Origin of the sequence: Pseudoalteromonas sp. P1-8, from assembly GCF_001399985.1 — a bacterium.
Taxonomy (GTDB): domain Bacteria; phylum Pseudomonadota; class Gammaproteobacteria; order Enterobacterales; family Alteromonadaceae; genus Pseudoalteromonas.
Genome location: NZ_LJSO01000002.1, coordinates 289,334 through 306,695, shown reverse-complemented (window position 1 = coordinate 306,695; position 17,362 = coordinate 289,334). Strand labels below are relative to the sequence as shown.

Here is a 17,362-nt window from a genome sequence, read left to right as displayed (position 1 = left end):
GGGAAAGTTAGAAAGGGGAAAGTTTCTAGGGGAAAGTTAGAAAGAGTAAAGCTAGAATCGCTTAGCTAACGACTCAAGAAACTCGCTAACTTTACTCTTGAAACTTGCTAACTTCCCATCCCTAGCAACTCGCTAACTTTACTCCTGAAAGTAAGTACCCCAGCCGTCGTATTCAACGTCGGTTTGCTGAGCAAGCGCTTCTAGCTTGTCTACGTCTTCCATAATCGCTTCTACTTCAAGTTCACACTCAACAACCACGTCAAAGCTCCACACTTTCTCGCCGTCTTCTAGCTCAAGTTCTGCAGGTTCTTCAACATCGTAACCTAGTTTAAAAGCGGCTAAAGCGGCTTGCTCTAGCTTTTCAAAATTTTCGCTAACAAAGTGGTGTTCCACTTCATAAAGTACTTCAGGATCTGAGCCATCTTCAAGCAATGAAGTAACGATGTCTTCAGTAATTTCGCGCCAATTTTCCATTATTTGTTTCTCACTTGAGCATCTAATTCAGTTATTTTAGCAGCCATAATCTGATGAACATGTGAAGCATGGTCACGAGCAGATACGTCTTTATCAAGATAAATTGGCGCTAACATTTCGAGGTAAATTGTACCATTATCCCAGCGATTTAGCTTAATAGTTTTGTGCGTTGTACTCATACAAACTGGCACTACTGGCACATCAGCACTCATTGCCGTGTGAAATGCCCCTGTTTTAAAAGGTAATAAACCACGGCCATAGCTTCGCGTACCCTCAGGAAACATCCAAACCGATAAGCCTTTTTGTTTTATTTTCTCAGCTGATTTAGAGATTGTGCCTGCTGCTTTTGAACGGTTAGCGCGGTCAATTAAGATGTTTCCCGATAACCAATATAGTTGACCAAAAAATGGGATCCATTTAAGGCTTTTTTTACCAAGGCTTACACAGTTTTCTGGCACCATGGCAGGTAAAGTGAATAGGTCATAGTTATTTTGATGATTTGCTACATAGACAGCAGGGCCTATATTTTTTGGAGTCTCGTGATATTTAAGCTCTAGTTTGACACCTAAAATTTTAGCTACCTTGCAAAACCAACCCGAAATAATATGCACGTTATTAGTATGAAACGGCTTGACGATGCATAAAAGCAGCCCAAAAACACAGGTCAAAACAATGAATAACGCCATGAAAATTATGCGAAAAATAGCTAACAAACGAATTCTCCTCGTACTAATCAGCGCGCATTATAACGTGAAAAATACCATTTCCATAGCTTTAAGCGCACATGTGTACGCTTAAAATTTCATAACGTTTTAACAATAAAAAAGGCCTGCAATTGCAGACCTTTTATTTTTTACTCTGTTACTTCGCTTGGCGACTCATCACTATCATCTGTTTGAGTCACTTCGACTACAGCTTCATCAACACGCTGTAAGCCACGCGGTAATTTATTACCTCGTCTACCACGTTCACCATGATAATGCTCAAGATCAGCCGGTTTAAGTGTCAGTTTTCGTTTCCCTGCATGCAGGGTTACGCTACTGCCCGCAGGCACCACAGCCAGTACTTTTACAAACTCTTCTCGGGCTTGTACTTTCGCACTTGGGATAGAAATAATCTTATTTCCTTTACCCTTACTAAGCTTAGGTAAATCACGCAGTGGGAATAACAACATGCGGCCTTCATTAGAAATTGCCATACAGTAATCTGTTGCTACATCTGTTACTCTAATTGGCGCGAGTAATTCACCGCCTTTAGGAACACTGACCAGCGCTTTACCGTTTTTATTTTTACTCACCAGATCTTTAAAGTCGCTTATAAAGCCATAACCTGCATCTGAGGCCATTAACAACACTTGGTTGTCTTCTGCCATCACCACATGCTCAAAGTTGGCTCCTGCGCTTAAGTTAAAGCGCCCTGTCATTGGCTCACCTTGGCTTCGAGCTGAAGGTAAACTGTGTGCATCAGTAGCAAAAGCACGACCACTTGAGTCTAAGAACACTGCAGGTTGATTGCTCTTACCGCGCGCTGAGGCTTTATAGCTGTCGCCTGACTTGTAACTTAGCCCTTCAACATCTAAATCATGGCCTTTGCCAACACGTGCCCAACCTTTTTCAGATAACACAACGGTCACTGACTCTGAAGGGATAAGGTCTTTTTCACTTAACGCTTTTGCTTCTAAACGTTCAACAACTGGTGAGCGACGATCATCGCCATACATTTCAGCCGCTTCTTGGATTTCTTTTTTCATCAAGGTCGACATACGACGTTCTGAACCAAGCGTTTGCTCTAGCTTGTCACGCTCAAGGGCAAGTTCATCCTGCTCACCTTTAATCTTGAACTCTTCAAGTTTTGCTAAATGACGTAGTTTTAACTCTAAAATCGCTTCCGCTTGAATATCAGTTAAACCAAAACGCTCCATTAATACAGGCTTTGGTTTATCTTCAGTACGGATAATTTCGATAACTTCATCAATATTTAAAAAGGCCGTTAATAAACCTTCTAAAATATGTAAGCGAGCTAATACTTTATCTAAACGGTGCTGTAAGCGGCGGCGAACTGTTTCACGGCGGAACGTTAACCACTCGGTTAAAATACTACGTAAATCTTTAACTTGCGGACGACCATCAAGGCCAAGCATGTTTAAGTTTACGCGGTAGTTCTTTTCTAAATCTGTGGTTGCAAATAGGTGCGCCATTAGTGGCTCAGCTTTAATGCGGTTTGAACGCGGTACAATCACGATACGAGTTGGGTTTTCGTGATCAGATTCGTCACGTAAATCAGCAACCATTGGCAACTTTTTAGCATTCATCTGGGCTGCAATTTGCTCAAGCACTTTTGCACCTGAACACTGATGAGGCAGCGCGGTGATCACTATGTCACCTTGCTCTTCAGTGTAAATTGCACGCATCTTGATAGAACCACGTCCGGTTTGATAAATCTTACGAATATCGTCTTTTGGTGTGATGATTTCAGCTTCTGTTGGGTAGTCAGGCGCATGCACTAACTCAAGCAACTCTTCGATTTCTGTCTTTGGCTTATCAAGTAATAGACAACAGGCACTGGCAACTTCACGCACATTGTGTGGTGGAATATCGGTTGCCATACCTACCGCAATCCCCGTTACACCATTAAGTAAGATGTGTGGTAAACGCGCAGGTAACACCATTGGCTCATCAAGTGTACCGTCAAAGTTTGCGGTCCAATCTACAGTGCCTTGACCCAGCTCTTTTAGCAGAACTTCTGAGAACTTAGATAAACGCGCTTCGGTGTAACGCATTGCAGCAAATGATTTAGGATCATCGGCAGCCCCCCAGTTACCTTGACCGTCCACCAGCGGGTAGCGGTAAGAAAACGGCTGCGCCATTAACACCATCGCTTCGTAACAAGCACTATCGCCATGGGGGTGGTATTTACCCAGTACATCACCCACGGTACGGGCTGATTTTTTATATTTTGCTTGCGCCGATAGCCCCAGCTCGCTCATTGCATAGATGATACGACGCTGTACAGGCTTAAGACCATCACCTACATGAGGTAAAGCACGGTCCATGATGACGTACATTGAGTAGTTTAAGTAGGCGTCTTCAGTAAAGCGCCCCATTGTTTGTTGTTCTACGCCTTGCATCAGCAAGGTATCTGTATCACTCATTAACGCTTACCTATTTTTTCTTAGCACTAACGCGATAGATCACATTAGCAAAGTCGTCTGAGATCAATAAGCTGCCATCTGCAAGCTCTGCAAATGCAACTGGGCGACCAAATGTTTCTTCGTTTTGCATAAAGCCTGTGATGAACGGGGTGTACTTAGTAATACGACCTTGTTCAACATTCGCTAGCATCACTTTATAGCCTGATTTTTTACTACGGTTCCACGAACCATGCTCAGCAACAAAAAGCTGCTCTTTGTATTTAGCAGGAAACTGCTTACCGTTATAAAAATGAATACCTAGAGGAGCAACATGAGCACCAAGTGCAAGGGCTGGCGATTTATAGTCAGCAATACTTTTACCTTTGCCAAACTCAGGATCTAAAATCGCACCAGCGTGAACATAAGGGAAACCATAATGCGCGCCCTCTTCACCTTCACCAACACGGTTAATTTCGCATGGTGGCATGTCATCGCCCATCATGTCACGGCCGTTATCACTAAACCAAAATGCATTCGTTGTAGGGTGATAATCAAAACCAACTGAGTTACGAACACCTTTGGCGATGGTTTTAATTTCTTTTGTATCCACATCTAACGAGAAGATACGGCCGTATTTGTCGTCTTCCGCACAAATGTTACATGGCACACCCACTGGCACAATTAGCTCACCGGTTGGCGCAAAACTAATAAACTTCCAACCATGGTGACGATCAGTTGGAAACTTGTCGTATACCACGTCAAATTTAGGATCTTTTAGGTTTTTGTCTACGTCTTTAAAACGAATGATACGTGACACTTCAGCCACATATAAATCACCATCTTTAATCGCTAAACCTGATGGCATTTCAAGGCCAGTAGCAATGACAATCTTTTTATCTGCAACACCATCACTGTTGTGGTCAATCAGTGCATAAACATTACCTGCTTTACGCGAACCTGCGTAAACAATGCCTCTTTTTGATACCGCAATTTGACGCGCGTTTTCAACATCATCGGCAAACAGGCTTATAGAAAAGCCATCAGCAACTGTTAATTTATCGAGAATATCTTTTGCCATTACAGGCGCTGATAACAAGCTCAGCGATAATAATGAGGTCAGTAGTTTTTTCATTTTTGTCTTGCCCTTTAATTCTTTGCTAGCAACTAAGTTGCTACACCCTTTATTAAACTTCTGCGCGGTTACCGTGATCTTCTAACCATTGGCGACGGTCTGACGAACGTTTCTTCGCAAGTAACATATCCATCATTTCCATGGTTTGTTCTTCTTCGTCTAAAGTTAGTTGCACTAAACGACGCGTATTAGGATCCATGGTGGTTTCGCGTAATTGTAACGGGTTCATTTCACCTAACCCTTTGAAGCGTTGAACATTAACCTTACCGCGTTTTTTCTCAGCTTCAATGCGCGCTAAAATACCGTTCTTTTCGTCTTCATCAAGGGCGTAGTAAACCTCTTTACCAATGTCGATACGAAATAGCGGCGGCATAGCTACATACACATGGCCTTGTTTGATAAGCGATGGAAAGTGACGAACAAAAAGCGCACAAAGCAAGGTAGCAATGTGCAATCCATCCGAGTCAGCATCGGCCAAGATACAAATTTTGTTATAACGCAGACCAGATAAATCACTTGAATCAGGGTCAATACCCAAAGCGACAGAAATATCATGCACCTCTTGCGATGCTAAAATCTGCCCAGATTCAACTTCCCAGGTATTTAAGATTTTACCGCGCAGCGGCATGATTGCTTGGAATTCACGGTCGCGCGCTTGTTTTGCTGAACCACCCGCTGAGTCACCCTCTACTAAAAACAGTTCAGTACGGTCATTATCTTGGGCGCTACAGTCAGTTAATTTACCCGGTAATGCAGGGCCTGAGGTAACACGCTTACGCACGACTTTTTTAGCAGCACGTAAACGGCGCTGCGCATTTGAGATACATAACTCAGCTAATAATTCTGCCGTTTCTGTATGCTCGTTTAACCATAAACTAAATGAGTCTTTCACTACACCAGATACAAACGCAGCACATGAGCGAGATGAAAGCTTTTCTTTTGTTTGGCCTGCAAATTGTGGGTCTTGCATTTTAACCGATAATACGTAGCTACAGCGCTCCCAAATATCATCTGGCGTTAGCTTTACACCGCGTGGTAGTAAGTTTCTGAATTCACAGAATTCACGCATTGCTTCAAGCAAGCCTTGGCGTAAACCATTAACATGCGTACCGCCTTGTGCAGTAGGAATTAAGTTTACATAACTTTCAGCGATTGATTCACCGCCTTCAGGTAGCCATACAACAGCCCAGTCAGCGCCTTCTGTTGAACTTGAAAAGTCACCAATAAACGGCTCTTTTGGTAATACTTCAAAACCTTTAACTGCTTCAACTAGGTAATCTTTTAAACCTGTTTCGTAATACCATTCTTGGCTTTCTTTGGTTTGCTTGTTAGTAAACTTAATGCGCAGGCCTGGGCACAATACCGCTTTGGCTTTTAATAAGTGATTAAGCTTAGTGATAGAAAAGTTAGCTGAGTCAAAATAGCTAGCATCAGGCCAAAAACGCACGGTTGTACCTGTATTACGCTTACCCACAGTGCCAATGACGTTTAAATCTTCAACCTTGTCACCGTTTTCAAAGGCCATACGAAATTGCTGCGCATCACGGCGCACAGTGACTTCAACACGAGTCGATAGCGCATTTACAACCGAAATACCTACACCGTGTAAACCACCCGAAAACTGATAGTTTTTATTAGAGAACTTACCACCGGCGTGCAGCTTGGTAAAAATAAGCTCCACCCCTGGAATACCTTCCTCAGGGTGAATATCAATCGGCATACCACGGCCATCATCGATAACCTCAAGGGAGTTATCTTCATGAAGGATGACATCTATTTTAGTGGCATGACCTGCCATTGCTTCATCGACACTGTTATCGATAACTTCTTGACCTAAATGATTAGGTCGAACCGTGTCGGTATACATACCTGGGCGGCGTTTTACGGGCTCTAATCCGTTTAAGACTTCAATTGCTTCGGCGTTATAATTTTGCTGACTCATAGTTTTTATATCTTTTATGCGCTTAGCTATGTTTTACGTGATTTTAAGAAAATCTACAATACTTGCAAAGGTTTGTTCGAAGCCGATAAAACTATGATCGCCTCCAAATTCAACGTGTTGCTTACACTGAGAATAATATTTAACCGCCTGCTGAAACGGCAGTACTTCATCGCCCGTTTGCTGTAGCAAATAAATCAATGAAGGGGTGTCTAATTGCGGCAAATATAAGCTACGCAATGCATCCATGTGACGGGTACCAAGTTCATAATGACTGTCTTGGTACGGGTTATAGTTTTCCCCTAAATAGTTATCAAGTAACTCAAATGGGCGAACTGCAGGGTTAATGACCACCGCAGGGATCGAATAACGTTGCGACAAATAGGTCGCATAAAAACCGCCTAATGAACTACCTAGTAATACAGTATCATCATTTAGCAGTTGTTCTAATTGTAAAATTGCATGTAATGGCTCATGAGTTAATCGCGGCACCTGATAATCGACATCAAATTGCGCCATGTGCTCACCAAAACGAACGGCTTTGTAAGATTGCTCAGAGCTATTAAAGCCATGAATATAAATTACTCGTTTAGCCATACTACATCCGTGCTTAATAGTAAGTTTTGTTGCTCATCAATGTTTAAGTCGATGAGTCGAAATGCGGGGCCCAAATCCTCTTGCAGCCACGCCATAGTGTGTTTGGTAAACTGTATTGAGCTGGCCGGTGTCGCATACACACTAAGATTACGGTAGGTTTGCGTGTACCCATGATGCACATGACCATGAAATACCCCCACACACTGCTCAGTATTAACACAGGTATTTAAAAACTGCGGGCCATTTTCTAGCATATGTTTATCTAGGTAGGCTTGAATAGGCAGCGGGTTATGATGACAAAACACCACGCTAGGTACCTGCCCTACCGCTTGGCTTAATTCATCTAAATGCGTTTGTGTTACCCAACCTGCTGGCGTTGGGCCTTTTGAGTTTGCCAACAGCAGCTGCCCACCTAAAAAGGTAATTCGCTTATTGTTTAAAATTTGCGGGCTTGTAAGCTTTTCATATTCGGCAAGTTCATCATGATTACCCGGCAACCAAAACACCGGACAACTCAGCGCTGAGTCTGCTATTAATTTAGCAAAAAGCTGGTAAGACTCAGTGCTGTGATCTTGTGTTAAATCACCACCAAATACCACACAATCCACATCGAGCTCAGCAATAACCTGTAAACAGCGCCCAAAATACGCTGCCGTATTCACGTTAAAGTATTCACCCGTTGTGTCTTTTGATAAGTGGCAATCAGTGATATGGGCAACTTTCAGTGCTGTTTTATCAAAATGGTAGGCGTTACTAAACCAAGCCATTATTTACATCCCAATTTAAAACTGCTCGGCCGTTTTCAACACAAGCCACCAGCCAGTCATATAAGAAGGCGTTAAGTTGATATTTTTCATCTTTTTGATGCATATTCGGATTCGGGTAAGCATAGGAAGGCTTGATGCGCTGATGAAAATCATGATGCACAATTTCAGCGACTTTCGCATCATGATACATACGTACCGTTAAATACAAAGGCTTAACCGAAGGCAAATTACCGGCTTCTTGTTTGATAGAAATATCTGTAGTGTATTTTGCTGTATCGTCAACTTTAACCGCAAAAGTGCTGTGCCCTAGTTGTACCTTTCGCTCCTGACCTATACGGCGCTCATTGGGTAATAGCTTTAGCGCACGCACGTAATTATGCTCACACAAAGTTAAGTACTTAGGTAAGCTTTGAATATAACGCTGCTGGGCACTGACGTACGACAAAATAATCCCCTATGAGTTTTTCCAATCAGACAGTATACGTTGCTTATTCAGTGCTAACCACTGTAATGAGATAACTGTCGCTGCATTGTCTATTTCACCCTGTTCTAGACGCAGCATAGCTTCATCGTATGACATTACATGGGTTTTGATATCTTCATCTTCATTATCAAGGCCAAAAATACCGCCTTGATACCCTGCTAAGTCAGTGCGCGCTAAATATAAATACAAACGCTCCGTGGTGCCGCCGGGGCTTGATAGATACGACATCATAAATTCTAGCTCGTTAAGCTCAATTCCCGCTTCTTCGAACGCTTCGCGCTTCGCTACATCTTCATAATCAGTACTGCCATCTGCCATGCCTGCAATACACTCAAGTAACCAAGGTGACTGCTTTGATGCGAGCGCTCCGATTCTGATTTGTTCGATTAACAAAACTTGGTCTGTCGCAGGGTCATAAGGAAGTACAGCAACAGCATGGCCGCGCTCTAAAATTTCGCGTTTAACTTCTACTGATTTGCCACCTGCAAACAATGCATGATGAAAGCGATAAGTATTAATTTTAAAGAAACCATCATAAACACGCTCAATCGGCTTTAACTCTATGTCATCATGATTAAATTGTGAGATTGCTGATATTTTCATTCACTATTTCCTTTGCGTTTTAAGTAAATGTTACGGCCAATTATATTCTGTTACACTTGGACATGCAGATTTACGTAATTTTTTTTTGGTTATTCATTAAAAAAGAGTACCATGGTCACAGTACAAAATTGTCTAAGGACTGAACGAACAATGAAAAAAACACTACTCGCTGCGCTGATCGGGTTTTCAAGCGCACTGACTGCAACAGCTAGTTACGCTGAAGACTTACTACAAGTTTACGAAATTGCGACAGCAAACGATCCTACCGTACTTAAAGCAAAAGCCCAAGCAGATGCACAAGCCTATGAGAGCGATCGCGCGTTAAGTGCACTATTACCACAAATTGGTTTAAGCCTTGGTTACCAATCAACCAAATCAGATCTTTACGAGGGTAATGATGCTACGGGTTATACAGGTTATGACTATGATCCTGATGAATTTAGCCGTGGTATTAGCTTAAACCAAACGCTGTTTGATTTAGGTGCATGGAATTCACTCGGTATTGCAGATAAACAAGCATTACAAGCAAACGCTCAGTATGATTTTGCACGCCAAGACTTAATTGTTCGTGTTGCTGAAGGTTACTTCAACGTACTAAGCGCAATCGATAACCTTGAGTTTGTTCAAGCAGAAAAACGTGCCATCGAGCGCCAATTACAACAAACTAAAGAGCGTTATGCAGTAGGTTTAACAGCTATCACTGACGTACACGAAGCGCAAGCTCAGTACGATAACTCTGTAGCACAAGAAATCGTTGCTAAGAACAGTGTTGAAACAGCGCGTGAGCAACTTCGCGAAATCACTGGTAAATACCACGCGAAATTAGACATGTTGAATACTGAAACGTTTTCAACTGTTGCACCTAAAAAGCAGTCAACTGACTACATTGAAATTGCAAAAGACCAAAACTTAAATCTGCAAGTTTCAAAAGTAACGGTTGATATTGCTAAAGATCAAATCGATTTAGCAAAAGCAGGTCACTATCCGAAGCTAACATTAAGTGCTTCATACGGTGACAGCCTAACTGATCTAAACAGCAACTCACACCAGCCACGCGAAGATAGTACAAGTATTGGTGTTAACTTCAGCCTACCTATCTACTCAGGTGGTGCAACAACAGCAGCGACAGATCAAGCACGCGCTTTCTATGTTGCGGCAAGTGAAGATTTAGAAGCAAGCTTACGTGCAGTAACTCGTTCGGTTATCACATCGTACAACCAAGTAGTGTCTGACATTGCTACTTATAAAGCGCTACAACAAGCTGTTGTTTCTGCTGAAAGTGCGCTTAAAGCAACTGAAGCAGGCTTTGAAGTTGGTACACGTACTATCGTAGACGTACTGATCAGCACGCAAAACCTTTATAATGCAAAAAGTAATTTAGCAAACGTTCGTTACCGCTATGTTGTTTCAACACTTCGCTTGAAACAAGCTGCTGGTACACTAACTAGCGAAGACCTTGTTGCAATTAACCAAGGTTTAAAAGAAATCTAAGCATTTCTTCTATAAAGTCCTTATTGTAAAGCCAGCCTCGTGCTGGCTTTTTTGTGTTTTTAAGGACATACAGTTAAACTAGCTTTTTTATTTTTAGAGATTTTTTTGTGGTTAGTTCATCTCCTTTTAAAGCGTCTTTTTTAGGCCCTCGTTACTGGTTAACTTGGATTGGCGTGTTCTTTTTATATCTTATCTCTTGGTTACCACATAAATTACAACTAGCGCTTGGAAAACTGCTTGGCCGTTTAGTACACCGTTTTATGAAACGTCGTCGCCATATTGCTGAGGTAAACATTCGTTTATGTTTTCCTGATATGCCAGAGCATGAACAACGCGAACTAGTTCGAAAGAATATGGAAAATACCGGTATTGCAATGATGGAAACCGGCATGGCTTGGTGGTGGCCCCAGTGGCGAATCAATAAAGTGTTTGGTTCTGTTAAAGGCCTAGAGCACTTTGAAAAAGCTCAGCAATCAGGTAAAGGTGTGCTGTTGCTTGTGCCACACTTTTTACACCTAGAAATGGCGAGCCGTATTATGGGTGTTAAACACCAAGGTATTGGCTTTTATCGCCCGCATAACAACCCTTTAATGGAATATTTCACGACTAACGGTCGTCTTCGTTCTAACGAATACTTAATTGGCAAAAAAGATGTTAAAGGCTTACTGCAAGCGCTTAAAAATAAAAAGGTTTGCTACTATTTGCCAGATCAAGATTACGGCCGTAACCGCTGCGAATTTGCGCCTTTTTATGCGGTAAAAGAAGCAGCAACAACAACAGGAACGCTGTTATTTTCAAGTAGCCGTAACTGCGAAACAGTAAGCTTAACGAGCCGTCGTGATGAAGAGGGTCGCTACCATCTAGAGGTATTACCTGCACTTGAAAACTTCCCAAGTGGCGATGATCTTGCAGACGTTACCCACGTAAATCAGCGTATGGAACAAGCTATCGATTTAGCGCCTGAGCAGTATATGTGGCTTCACCGTCGCTTTAAAACTCGCCCAGATAAGAATGCACCTTCTTATTACAAGTAGAGTGACATTTTACCATTAGTATGGTTTTATAAAGCTAATCAACAACAAGAGTATTAGAAATGTGGTTTTGGGTTAAGCATTTATCATTAGCTGTTATTTTGATTGCTGCTGCTATTTACTTTTTATTTGGTAGTGGTCCAGTAATGGACATTAAAGATACCAAAAATGCTGCAGCGCAAGGATTATCGCGCTTTTATGCGGCGCTACGTAACCAAGTAAATAACAAGAATAATGAGCGCGATAAATACGTTCTTAAATTACCTACGCCAGAAACCAGCTTAGATGTCGCACTTTTTGAACGCGAAAAAGTCGTAGAGCCTTCATCACCTAACTGGACTGGTGATATTCAACCGCGCCGCTTTGAAAATGGTAACACCTTAAAAGATGTACTCTCTGACTATGCTCGTCACGAAGATATCGTACTGTACTGGTATTTAAGCAAAGACTATGTTGTAAAAGATCATTTTCGCGTTGATAGTAACTTTGTCTCAACCCTTTATCAGGTTGGCCGCGCCATCAACGATGATTTCGAAAATGAGGTTTACACCTATTTTTGCTTTAAGCAAAGAGCCGCAGTTATCACTGAGCTGCCCTCTGCTTATGTGCGCGAAAACTGCCGTCGCTTAAAAAGCTAAAACACCTGTTGCCACGCCTGACTTACTAATTCGATGTGCTGAGTTAACTCAGCACGTTGCGCACAACGCCCTTGCTGATTCAAACTCATTACATGATAACGTGAACGATAGGCAATATACGCAGCCACTAATTCTTGCTGCATTTGCTCAGTAATACAGCCTAAACGTGCAGCATCAGCTAAAATACGCACATTGTCAGACCAGGTCGTTAGCTCAGAGTGCTGCATTGCATTATTCAGCACCAGATACTGAGTGATAAACTCAATATCTGTGATACCGCCCCTATCTTGCTTTAAATCAAACAGATCATCATTACCTTTAGCAAGGTGAGCGCGCATTTTTTCACGCATCTCAACCACATCAGTCTTAAGCTTCTCATTATCGCGGGTTTGGCACAAAACGTCTTTGCGGATTTGTGCAAAACGCTCTCGCAACGAATCTTGCCCATAAATCATGCGTGAACGAACCAAAGCTTGATGTTCCCAGGTCCATGCTTGAGTTTGCTGATAGTGGTAGTAACTTTCTAAATTAATAGCTAGTAAACCCGATGCCCCTTCAGGACGTAAACGAGTATCAAGCTCATACAATATGCCTGACGCAGTTCGCGTGTTGAATAGGTGCATTAATCGCTGTGCAAGCTTTAAGTAAAACTGACGCGAATCAATCGACTTATCACCATCGGTATAACTGCTGCCATCGTGGTTATGCACAAATACCAGATCTAAGTCTGAATCGTAGCCAACTTCAAAGCCGCCAGTTTTGCCGTAAGCAATAACAGCAAAGCCCTTTTCTTGATCTGAGGTATTCGCCGGCCGACCAAAGCGCTCGACACATGCATGCCATGCAATATTGACCGCTTGCTCTACAATAGCCTCAGCAAGCGCAGTAAGGTGATCGCTAACCTTCATCACACTCAGTACACCGGTTGCATCGGCTGCAGCAATGCGTAACTGATGCGTTTGTTTAAACTGACGAAGTGCTTCCATTTGCAGCTCTAAGTCGCCATGCTCTATACGCAAGAAATACTGTCTAATTTCATCTTTGTAAGCAGATAAAGGCGTCGGTTTATAAAGCACCTGGGGGTCAATCAGCTCATCAAGTAAAATTGGGTAACGAGAGATATGCTCGCCAATCCATTTACTATGGCAGCAAAGTGCAACCAATTGATTTAACGCCCCTGGGTTTTCGTATAACAGCTCTAGGTAGGCAGTTCGTGAGATGATCTTATTCAACACTTGGCAGATCATGGTAAAAGCGTCGCTACTGGCTTTTGTAACTGTTAACTGTTTAAGTAAAAGCGGCATTAATTTGTCGAGGATATCACGACCTCGACTGCCAATTTTCGCCTTAGTTAAGCGCGCTTTAAAATCTTCAAGCGCCGCTTGCCAGTCAAGATTTGGCTCACACATCAGGCTAACATCTGTCATTTCCCAAGCGCTAATGTACTCACTTTCACACGGATCTGCCGTTTCGCTTTCAAAGCCAATCACTTGTTCGAACTCACCATGTACTTGAGACATGGTCTGCTCAATGCTAGTTAAACACTGATCAAAATCATCTTTATTGAGCAAATAGCATAAACGCTGCTGGTTTAACTCGTCATCAGGTAGGGTTTGCGTTTGCTTATCATCGAAAATCTGTAGGTACTGCTCAATTTGACGTAAGTCTAAATAGTTTTGTGTTAATAACTCAGCTTCTTTATTCGACATCACTTGGTTGTTAACCAGCTCTTTTAAAGCAACCAGTAATGACTGAGTTTGTAGGTTCGCTTCACGGCCACCTCGGACCATTTGCAGCGCTTGTACTACAAACTCTACTTCTCGAATGCCGCCAGCACCTAATTTGATATTGTTTGTAAGGCGCTTTCGGCGTACCTCTTGAGCAATCATTTGCTTCATCTTGCGCAGCGATTCAATCACCGAAAAATCAATATAGCGGCGGTACACAAACGGCCTTAGCAATTCATAAAACTCATCCCAATACCTATTTTCTGTGCCAATTAATCGCCCTTTTAGCATGGCGTAGCGTTCCCACTCACGTCCTTGTTCTTGGTAATAATCTTCCATTGCATGAAAACTCATTACCAAAGGCCCACTTTCACCAAATGGGCGCAGGCGCATATCAACCCGAAACACTTGGCCATTTACCGTGGTTTGGTTAAGCGCCATAATTAGCTTTTGCGCCACTTTGGTATAAAAAACTTGCGCTTCAATGGAGCGGTGCCCCCCTTGCGTTGCAACATCGCGAGGGTAAGAAAAAATTAAATCTATGTCAGATGAGTAGTTAAGCTCTCCCCCACCAAGTTTGCCCATACCTAAAACTAACATTGGCATTGCATTATCGTCATCATCAAGCGGCATGCCACTGACTTTTGCGACCTGCGCAAAGGCCCACTGATTGGCACTATCGATAAGCTGGTTTGCAAGGGCCGAGATATAAGCGATGCTATCGGCAATTGGGTTTGCACAGCACAAATCAAGAAAAGCCACTTTCAACCAGTATTTTTCTCGATACAAACGTAACTTTGCCAGCGCAGCATTGTCATCCAGTTCATTGATTTCAGAATTACTTAACGGAGCTTCAACTGCACGATTAGCGAGCTCCTTATCATCAAGTAACCAGTCTTTTAAATCAGGCTGAGATTGTAAGCAGTTCCACGCAAAGTCACTTAAAGACAGCAAGTTAATAATCTTTTGTTGCTCAGTTTGCCCCTCATACAAGCTCGCGAAGCGGGTTTGGCCTAACTGATGAAGTGACTCGGGAAGCGCGTGTAAATTACTCATTAAATACTCTCTTTTAACTTGCCAATAACCGTACTAGAATGATTATCAAAGAATTATTTAGCAGGGACCTGCATGTCATATTTATCACTATCTAACACTAGTTTAGTCGCGATTGCTATTAGTTTCGCTGTAATTTGCGTCACTATAGTACTGCTACGTATTCTAACGCAAATCAAAGCAAAACAAGCGCTTAAAGAAGAGCTTGCGCAACATGATAACTTTGCCATGGGGATCAGCTTTGCCAGCGAAATTATGGTCGTTATAGCCACTATCGCTTATATATTTGATGAAATTAGCTTAAGTGCAGCCCAATCTAACCCGCTAAAAGTACTTTTACTCATTGTGCTGTTGTTTGCCTTTATAAAAATAGGCCATTTAATTCATCGTAAATGGATTTTGCATCGCTTTAATGAAGAAGCAGCCATTCTAAAGCAAAATGTCTGCGCTGCTTTAGTTGATTCAGGCATGTTAATCGCAAACTGCATTATCGCTCTTGGCCTTTATAACTGGTGCCATACCCAAGGTTACAGCAGCTTATTGATCGCCACTGTGAGCTTTTTTGTGCTGCAAGGTATGTTTGCCCTTGATAGTAAAATTCGTGAATATCGCTTTGCAAAAGCCAACCAAGGTGCATCACTACAAAGTAACTTTAACCTTGAAAATACCTCTATTGGCATTCGCTACGCGGGTAAGTCTATCGGCCTAGCACTTGCGGGCTATGCTGGTCTTGCCAGTGCATCATTTATTAGTGGTAAGATGGTAGAAAATTTATTCACTCTAGTATCTCATTGCGGTGCAATGTGGGTATTGTTATATATTTTGAGCTACATTATTAAATATATCTCTCTACCTAATATCGACACATCGTTAGAAGTAGATCACCAAGATAACATTGGCATAGCCTGTATAGAGTTTGCCGTTTTCGGTGCAATAGGCTATTTACTAATAAGTATGTTTTCAATTTGATACGGAAGTATTTGAATCGTGAGGCATTATGCCCTTTAAAGTTAATAATTATTTATTAGTTGATATAGATGATGAGTTTAGCCGCGCATTTGCTCAGCACTACTTTGCAAATGCCGAAAATTCAACTCTAGTTGTGGCTGGCGCTAATAGCCGCCATATGGTTAAACTCATGTTTGATCAACTCGTTAAGGATTATTGCTATTGCGATTTTAGTAATGAAATTAGTGTCTCAGAACTCGCCAGCTATTTACATGAACACCACGATATTCAAGGTGTACTGATTAATCAGACTGACTATCAACTGGCGAATGATGCACAAAAATTTATTTATAACTCACTTCACAAAATACGTTACTTAGTGCAACAAGATGGACATAGTTTTAGTTTTACACCTTGCCCGGATGCTGCTCACATTAACCACCTTTCTTGCCAATCTGAGATTGCCGAAACCACTGCACATGTTTTAAGTGCCAAAGACGAATTTAAATAACAAATAAATAATTGCACCTAAGCCGCTGTATACTTACCATATTGCTAAATTTATTGATAAGTGACAGCCATGCGAGTTCCACATATTTACCAACCTTCAGCGATTTCTTTAAACACCCCAGTAGCACTTGATGATGATGCAGCAGGTCATGTTGGCCGTGTATTGCGTATGCAAGTCGGTGATAAGGTTTCGATTTTTAATGGTGAAGGAGGTGAATACCTCAGTGAAATTATTGAAGTCAGCAAAAAAAATGTCGTCGTTGAGCCTCAGGAGTTTGTTGATCATGATGTTGAATCGCCTTTAAAAATTCACTTGGGCCAAGGCATTTCTCGTGGCGATAAAATGGATTTCACTATTCAAAAATCTGTTGAACTGGGTATCACAGAAATCACCCCAATTTTTAGCCAACGTTGTGGCGTAAAACTAAGTGGTGACAGACTGCAGAAAAAACATCAACAATGGCAAAAAATTGCAATTGCCGCCGCAGAACAATCAGGCCGTAATTTTGTGCCTGTTGTACACCCTCCTATCGATATAAAAGAGTGGCTAGAACAAGCAAGTGAGGCGATTAAACTTACTTTGCACCCGCGTGCTGAGCACAGTATTAAAACTATTCAAGTACCAAACGAAGGAGTGCGCTTTTTAGTCGGCCCAGAAGGTGGATTTACCGATGCAGAAATTGACATTGCTAAACAGCAAAACTTTGTTGATATTCGCTTAGGCCCACGTGTTCTGCGAACAGAAACAGCCGCTCTGACGGTATTGAGCGCATTACAATTACAGTTTGGCGATTTAGCGAATTGAAAACCGTAAAAATACCCATATATCAAAGTAACA

General features: G+C 42.0%; 16 protein-coding genes. 6 read left to right on the top strand and 10 right to left on the bottom strand.

All coding sequences use genetic code 11. The features are described 5' to 3' along the window. Positions 1-138 precede the first annotated feature (138 nt). From rraB to AN213_RS04890, 9 genes are all read right to left on the bottom strand, one after another. Positions 139-474 carry a ribonuclease E inhibitor RraB gene (gene rraB, locus AN213_RS04930; protein WP_054562721.1) on the bottom strand — a complete coding sequence of 112 codons (336 nt, stop codon included), beginning with the start codon at positions 472-474 and terminating at the stop codon, positions 139-141. Beyond that, positions 474-1,160, bottom strand: a complete 687-nt coding sequence (locus AN213_RS04925; RefSeq protein WP_095209707.1) for a 1-acylglycerol-3-phosphate O-acyltransferase — start codon at positions 1,158-1,160, stop codon at positions 474-476. The genes rraB and AN213_RS04925 overlap by 1 nt, the downstream gene beginning before the upstream one ends. Positions 1,161-1,327: 167 nt before the next feature. Continuing rightward, positions 1,328-3,625, bottom strand: a complete 2,298-nt coding sequence (gene parC / locus AN213_RS04920) for a DNA topoisomerase IV subunit A (RefSeq protein WP_055021197.1) — start codon at positions 3,623-3,625, stop codon at positions 1,328-1,330. A gap of 10 nt (positions 3,626-3,635) precedes the next feature. After that, a complete protein-coding gene (locus AN213_RS04915) occupies positions 3,636-4,736 on the bottom strand; it encodes a sorbosone dehydrogenase family protein (RefSeq protein ID WP_054562724.1) in 1,101 nt (366 codons plus the stop codon). A 52-nt stretch (positions 4,737-4,788) separates the two neighbouring features. Further along, a complete protein-coding gene (gene parE, locus AN213_RS04910; RefSeq protein ID WP_054552648.1) occupies positions 4,789-6,678 on the bottom strand; it encodes a DNA topoisomerase IV subunit B in 1,890 nt (629 codons plus the stop codon). A gap of 33 nt (positions 6,679-6,711) precedes the next feature. After that, positions 6,712-7,272 (bottom strand): YqiA/YcfP family alpha/beta fold hydrolase, encoded by a 561-nt coding sequence (locus AN213_RS04905; protein ID WP_055021196.1) that lies wholly within the window; start codon positions 7,270-7,272, stop codon positions 6,712-6,714. Beyond that, a complete protein-coding gene (locus AN213_RS04900; RefSeq protein ID WP_055197688.1) occupies positions 7,257-8,039 on the bottom strand; it encodes a metallophosphoesterase in 783 nt (260 codons plus the stop codon). Before AN213_RS04900 ends, AN213_RS04905 begins: the two co-directional genes overlap by 16 nt. Then, a complete protein-coding gene (locus AN213_RS04895) occupies positions 8,026-8,484 on the bottom strand; it encodes a DUF1249 domain-containing protein (RefSeq protein WP_055021209.1) in 459 nt (152 codons plus the stop codon). The genes AN213_RS04900 and AN213_RS04895 overlap by 14 nt, the downstream gene beginning before the upstream one ends. Before the next feature lie 9 nt (positions 8,485-8,493). Beyond that, a complete protein-coding gene (locus AN213_RS04890; protein WP_055197686.1) occupies positions 8,494-9,126 on the bottom strand; it encodes an NUDIX domain-containing protein in 633 nt (210 codons plus the stop codon). A 150-nt stretch (positions 9,127-9,276) separates the two neighbouring features. Here AN213_RS04890 and tolC point away from each other — a divergent pair, with 150 nt between their 5' ends. The 3 genes from tolC to AN213_RS04875 all read left to right on the top strand — a co-directional run bounded on the left by tolC (position 9,277) and on the right by AN213_RS04875 (position 12,286). Further along, positions 9,277-10,617, top strand: a complete 1,341-nt coding sequence (tolC, locus tag AN213_RS04885; protein ID WP_054562729.1) for an outer membrane channel protein TolC — start codon at positions 9,277-9,279, stop codon at positions 10,615-10,617. A 107-nt stretch (positions 10,618-10,724) separates the two neighbouring features. After that, positions 10,725-11,651 carry an LpxL/LpxP family Kdo(2)-lipid IV(A) lauroyl/palmitoleoyl acyltransferase gene (gene lpxL, locus AN213_RS04880; protein ID WP_054562730.1) on the top strand — a complete coding sequence of 309 codons (927 nt, stop codon included), beginning with the start codon at positions 10,725-10,727 and terminating at the stop codon, positions 11,649-11,651. A 59-nt stretch (positions 11,652-11,710) separates the two neighbouring features. Next, positions 11,711-12,286, top strand: a complete 576-nt coding sequence (locus tag AN213_RS04875; protein WP_054562731.1) for a TcpQ domain-containing protein — start codon at positions 11,711-11,713, stop codon at positions 12,284-12,286. Here the strand turns inward: AN213_RS04875 and glnE are convergent. Further along, on the bottom strand, positions 12,283-15,069 hold the full coding sequence (gene glnE / locus AN213_RS04870) for a bifunctional [glutamate--ammonia ligase]-adenylyl-L-tyrosine phosphorylase/[glutamate--ammonia-ligase] adenylyltransferase (RefSeq protein WP_055197684.1): 2,787 nt from the start codon (positions 15,067-15,069) through the stop codon (positions 12,283-12,285). The genes AN213_RS04875 and glnE overlap by 4 nt on opposite strands. A gap of 72 nt (positions 15,070-15,141) precedes the next feature. On the opposite strand from glnE, the gene AN213_RS04865 reads away from it, so the two are divergent. From AN213_RS04865 to rsmE, 3 genes are all read left to right on the top strand, one after another. After that, positions 15,142-16,035, top strand: a complete 894-nt coding sequence (locus tag AN213_RS04865; RefSeq protein WP_054562733.1) for a hypothetical protein — start codon at positions 15,142-15,144, stop codon at positions 16,033-16,035. 28 nt (positions 16,036-16,063) lie between these two features. Then, a complete protein-coding gene (locus AN213_RS04860; RefSeq protein WP_054562734.1) occupies positions 16,064-16,525 on the top strand; it encodes a hypothetical protein in 462 nt (153 codons plus the stop codon). Between the two features lie 69 nt (positions 16,526-16,594). Then, positions 16,595-17,329, top strand: a complete 735-nt coding sequence (gene rsmE, locus AN213_RS04855; protein WP_054562735.1) for a 16S rRNA (uracil(1498)-N(3))-methyltransferase — start codon at positions 16,595-16,597, stop codon at positions 17,327-17,329. The last annotated feature ends 33 nt before the right edge of the window (positions 17,330-17,362 follow it).